This window comes from Microbacterium sp. zg.Y909, assembly GCF_024626565.1.
On record NZ_JANJFJ010000336.1, the window covers coordinates 1 to 4,912 of the forward strand.

5 protein-coding genes are annotated in these 4,912 nt (G+C 71.7%); 1 reads left to right on the top strand and 4 read right to left on the bottom strand.

Translation table 11 applies throughout. The annotated features are described in order from the left end of the window. The coding region (locus tag NQ160_RS18520) for a DUF1295 domain-containing protein (protein WP_257516593.1) at positions 1-663 on the top strand (663 nt) is incomplete at its 5' end. Between the two features lie 7 nt (positions 664-670). On the opposite strand, the gene NQ160_RS18525 is transcribed toward NQ160_RS18520, so the two are convergent. The 4 genes from NQ160_RS18525 to NQ160_RS18540 form a co-directional block, all read right to left on the bottom strand. Further along, complete coding sequence (locus NQ160_RS18525) at positions 671-1,387, bottom strand: cupin domain-containing protein (protein WP_257516594.1); 717 nt, start codon at positions 1,385-1,387, stop codon at positions 671-673. Further along, the gene (locus NQ160_RS18530; protein WP_257516595.1) at positions 1,384-2,298 is read right to left on the bottom strand and encodes a PmoA family protein; all 915 of its coding nucleotides are present in this window, start codon (positions 2,296-2,298) and stop codon (positions 1,384-1,386) included. Before NQ160_RS18530 ends, NQ160_RS18525 begins: the two co-directional genes overlap by 4 nt. After that, the gene (locus NQ160_RS18535; protein ID WP_257516596.1) at positions 2,295-3,419 is read right to left on the bottom strand and encodes a Gfo/Idh/MocA family protein; all 1,125 of its coding nucleotides are present in this window, start codon (positions 3,417-3,419) and stop codon (positions 2,295-2,297) included. Before NQ160_RS18535 ends, NQ160_RS18530 begins: the two co-directional genes overlap by 4 nt. A 46-nt stretch (positions 3,420-3,465) precedes the next feature. Further along, on the bottom strand, positions 3,466-4,912 hold a 1,447-nt coding region (locus tag NQ160_RS18540; RefSeq protein WP_257516597.1), incomplete at its 5' end, for an ABC transporter ATP-binding protein.

Consider the following 4,912-nt stretch of genomic DNA (forward strand, 5'->3'; position numbering starts at 1 on the left):
GTGCTGATGGCGGCGCTCGTCACCCTCTGGGGAGCGCGACTGACCTTCAACTTCGCCCGCAAGGGCGGCTACTCGGGCATGGAGGACTACCGCTGGGCGATCCTGCGCAAGCGGATGACCCCGGTGCAGTTCCAGCTGTTCAACCTGTTCTTCATCGTGCTGTACCAGAACGCCCTGCTCGTACTCATCTCACTGCCGGCGCTCATGGCGTGGGAGCACCCGACACCGCTCACCGGCTGGGACATCGCCCTGGCCGCGCTGTTCCTGGCGTTCCTGGTCGGCGAGACCGTCGCCGACCAGGAGCAATGGGACTTCCACCAGGCCAAGAAGCGCGCGGGCGGCACGCTGGAACCCGGCTTCGCCACCACCGGGCTCTTCCGACTCAGCCGGCATCCGAACTTCTTCTTCGAGCAGGCCCAGTGGTGGGTGTTCTACTTCATCGGCGCGGTCGCCGCCGTCTCGGCAGGCCTGGGCGTCTGGGGAGGCCTGATCAACCCCACCATCGTCGGAGCGGTGCTGCTGACGGTGCTGTTCATCGGCTCGACGATCTTCACCGAGTCGATCAGCGCGTCGAAGTACCCCGCGTACGCCGACTACCAGCGGCGCACGTCGATGCTGGTGCCGCTGCCACCGCGCCGGACGGCGGCGACGACACGCGCCTGAGCGGCGATCAGGGCGACGGCCACTCCCAGGTCTGCAGGCGCCCGCACATACCGTAGCCGCGTTCGCCGGGCGTGGGCTGGCCGCGCACGACGGATGCCGCGGTCATGAGCCCAGGCTCCCCCGCGGCGAGCGCGACGAGCTGTGCGCGGGTGCGCTCGGTCTCGGCGGCGACGGTCCGGTCCCACCGCTCCTGCCAGTGCTCCACCCGGCTGCGCACGAGAGCGACGGCAGCCGCGTGGAACGGGGCGAGGGCCGCGACCCCGTCGCGCTGCACCGCGTCGCGCAGAGCCAGGTAGCCGGCGATGGCGAGGTCGTGGCGGGCGCGGGCGGCATGGGCACGCCCCTCCCCCTCGGGCAGCGTCGACGCCGCGGCGTAGGCAGCCGGGTCGGCGAGCACCTCGGGCGGGAACGTCAGCACCGCGTCGCCTGCCTCGGGGAGCCCGGCGTTGGACATCACCACCAGCAGCCGCAACCCGCCGTCGTTGACGAGGCGGTGCACGGTTCCGGGCGAGAACCACAGCACGTGCCCCGGTGCGAGCGGATGCACCTCGGCACCGGCGGCCGAGAGGGTCTCGACCGAGCCCGTGCCGCCGACGACGATGTAGCCCTCGCTCGAGGCGGTGTGCAGGTGCGGTGAGCCGCCGCACCGACCGTCGACGGCCTCGGCGTCGTAGACCATGAGGTCGCTGACCGCCACCCCGCCGGGGAAGAGCGGCGTGGTCATGCGCGGGCCGCGATCACGTCGCGCACCGTGTCTGCGAGCCCGGCGGCAGCGTCGGCGCCGCCGTCTGCGATGCCGACGCCGTACCGGAACGCCGCCGTCTGCCCGGGCGCCACCACCAGCTCGTCGCTGAAGAAGGGCGCGGGGTTCAGGCACGCGAACTCCTCGGAGCGGGCGAACCACTGCGGCGGGTGCTGCGGGTTGTCGGCGGCATCCACCATCACGATGAGTGACTCGCCGTCGATCTCGTCATGCCGGCCGACGAAGCCCATCCACTCGTGCCGCTGGCCGCGCACATCGTTGCCGGAGCCGGTGCCCGATGCCGTCACGAGCGTGCCACCGGTGAATGAGCGCGGGCCGCGCCAGAACAGTCCCCCGTACCCGGCGTTCTCACGCCCCCGGGTGGTGGGCGAGCCGATCGGGATGGGCGCGTCGGTCACGTTCGTCATCGCGGTGTCGACGGTGAGCGCCCAGGCGCCGCCCTCGAGGGTGCGTGCGGTGACCGCGCGCCGCTCGGTGAAGAGGTGGATGCCGCCCTCGCTCACCCAGTCCAGCTCGTGGGCGAAGCGCACGACCCCGTCGGCATCCACCTCGAGCTGTTCGATGCGGCGGTGCGCCTGGGTGCCGTCGTTGGGCAGCTGCACGTACGACTGGCCCTGCACGTAGGTGGGGCCGCCCCAGAAGTTCTCCTCGCCGACGACCGGGAGCGACCAGGCGATGCCCTTGTGCCACACGTGATCCCACGGGCGGTAGAGGCTCATCAGCCGCCCCGAACGGGTGCGCAGCGGATGCAGGTAGGGCTTGGGTGACTCCAGCTGCGGCGAATCGGGCACGTACGTGTAGCGCAGCAGCTCGACGTCGCCGTCGCGGACGGTGAACGCGGTGGCGTCGTCGTGGTCGATCTCGAGGGTCATCGGGTGGTCTCCATCGCGGGCTTGACGGGCGGCCATGGCACGGCGCCGCCGGCCATGGACTGCAGGAACGGGTCGTCGCCGGCGATCTCACCGGCACGCACCGGCACCCCGCGGAAGGCCGACGCGTAGGTGGCGGCGGCGAATTCGAGGGTGCGGCGGGCGTCGGCGGCATCCACCCCGGGCGTCGCCCCGGCGGCGAGCGCGTCGACGATCGCCGCGATCTGCGCCCGGTGGCCGCTCGGCCCGCCGTCGGGGTCGCTCTCCCACAGCTCGGCGAGGTGCTCGTGCCCGGGGGCCGGGGTGAAGGTCCAGTCGGCGTCGGTGTAGCCGTACAGGTGTTCCAGCTCGACGGTGGCGTGGGCGAAATCGAAGCGCAGCCGAGAGGTCTCACGCGGCGAGACGATGGAATTGACCACCGTCGCCAGCGCACCGTTGTCGAATTCGACCAGCGCCATCGAGACGTCCTCGGTGTCGGTGGGCAGCTGCTGGCGGGCGGCGAACGCGGTCAGGCGCGACCAGGGGCCGAGCACGGCCAGCAGCAGGTCGAACTGGTGGATGCCGTGACCCATCGTCGGCCCGCCGCCCTCGATCTCCCAGCGGCCGCGCCAGGGCAGGTCGAAGTACCCGGGTCCGCGGTGCCACAGCGTCTCGCACGTCGCCACGAGCGGGCGACCGAGCGCACCGTCTGCGACCAGGCGCATCAGGCGCTGTGCGCCCGCACCGAAACGGTGCTGGTACACGGTGAGCGCCGGCACCCCCGTCTCGCGCGAGACCGCGACCAGCTCGTCCATCTCGGCGAGGCTCAGCGCCGTCGGCTTCTCGATGAGCGCCGGCACACCGGCGCGCAGCGCCGCGATCGCCAGCGGCACGTGCGTCTGGGGCGGGGTGCAGATGTGCACGAGGTCCAGCTGCTCCGATGCCAGCAGGGCGTCGGCGTCGGGGTACACCGCGTCGGCGCCGAACCTCTGAGCGAACTCCCGCGCGCGATCGGTGTCGAGGTCCACGACGGCGGCGAGCGCGATACGCGGCGCCAGGTCGGCGAGGGCCTGCGCGTGCGCGTGCGCGATGCCCCCGGTTCCGATGATCGCCGTCCGCAGGGGTGGGGGTGTGGCATCCGTCATGTTCGCTCCTTCGCGTGGTGATCGTCGGTCGTCGTGGGGGCGCGTGTCAGGCGAGCCCGGTCTGGGTCATGTGCAGGCGCGCGTAGCGTCCGTCGGCGGCGAGCAGGTCGTCGTGCGTCCCCTGTTCGACGATGCGGCCGTGCTCGAGCACGACGATGCGGTCGGCCATGCGCACCGTCGAGAGGCGGTGGGCGACGACGAGGGTCGTGCGCCCGCGCATGAGGCGGCCGAGCGCCTCTTTCACCAGTTCCTCGGACTCGGGGTCCAGGGCGCTGGTGGCCTCGTCGAGCAGCAGGATGCGGGGGTCCCGCACGAGCGCGCGGGCGATGGCCAGGCGCTGGCGCTGACCGCCCGACAGACGCGCGCCGCGCTCGCCTACGACGGCGTCCCAGCCGCGCGGCTGCGCGCTGACGAACTCCCACGCGTTGGCGTCGCGCAGCGCCTGCTCGATGCGCTCGTCGCTCACATCGGGGAGGCCGTAGGCGATGTTCTCGCGGATGGTGCCCTCGAACAGCACCGACTCCTGCGGCACGACCGACACCGACCGCCGCACCGTTCGCAGGTCCAGCTGCTGCATGTCGGCGCCGTCGAGCAGGATGCGCCCCGTCGTCGGCCGCAGGAAGCCCAGCACCATGTTCAGCAGCGTGGACTTGCCCGACCCGGAGGATCCGACGAAGGCGAACGTGCGGCCGGCGGGGATGTGCAGGTCGATGTCGTGCAGGGCGTCGTCGTCGGCGCCGGAGTAGCGGTGCGAGGCGCGTTCGAGCACGATGTCGCCCGTCACGGCCGACACAGCCCGCTTGCCCTCGTTCTGCTCGAGGTCGGGCTCCTGCAGCACCTCGGCGATGGAGCGCACCGACTCGAGGCCTCGGGCTCCCACGGGGATCAGCATCAGCAGCTGGGTGAGCCCTTGGGTGAGCAGCGTGAAGTACGTCGAGAGCAGCACGACTTCGCCCGGCGAGATGGGAAGGATGCCGGTGAGCGAGAACACCGCTGCGAGCACGAGGCATCCGACCCCGAGCAGCTGCATGGCCACCCACGAGATCGAGGCGACGTGGCCGTTGAGCATGTCCAGATGCAGGCCCGCGCGACGCACCCCCTCGGCGCCGGAGCTGACGCGGGTGACGGCGGTCTCCTCCAGGCCGTGCGCGCGGGTGACGGGGATGAGCGAGGCCATCTCGCCGACCCGTGCCGACAGCGTCTCGACCTCGCGGCGGAAGACCTCGTTGCGAGTGCGGGAGCGGTTGCGCATGCCCCAGCGGATGCCGATGGCGATCGGCACCGCGAGCGCATAGACCGGAAGGAACTGGGGCACGGCGATCGCCGTCATCGACAGGGCGCCGATCATGACCATCGTGGCCGACAACAGCGGATGGGTCACCTGCTGCAGCATCAGCTCGACGTTCTCGACGTCGCGCACCACCTTGGTCTGCACGATCGCGGCGCTCATGCGCGTGTGGTAGCCGATCGACAGGCTCTGCAGGCGCGCCGCG

Excerpts from the sequence above, each read along its gene's own strand:
- NQ160_RS18525 (WP_257516594.1), bottom strand. The coding sequence starts at position 1,387 with ATGACCACGCCGCTCTTCCCCGGCGGGGTGGCGGTCAGCGACCTCATG.
- NQ160_RS18530 (WP_257516595.1), bottom strand. The coding sequence starts at position 2,298 with ATGACCCTCGAGATCGACCACGACGACGCCACCGCGTTCACCGTCCGC.
- NQ160_RS18535 (WP_257516596.1), bottom strand. The coding sequence starts at position 3,419 with ATGACGGATGCCACACCCCCACCCCTGCGGACGGCGATCATCGGAACC.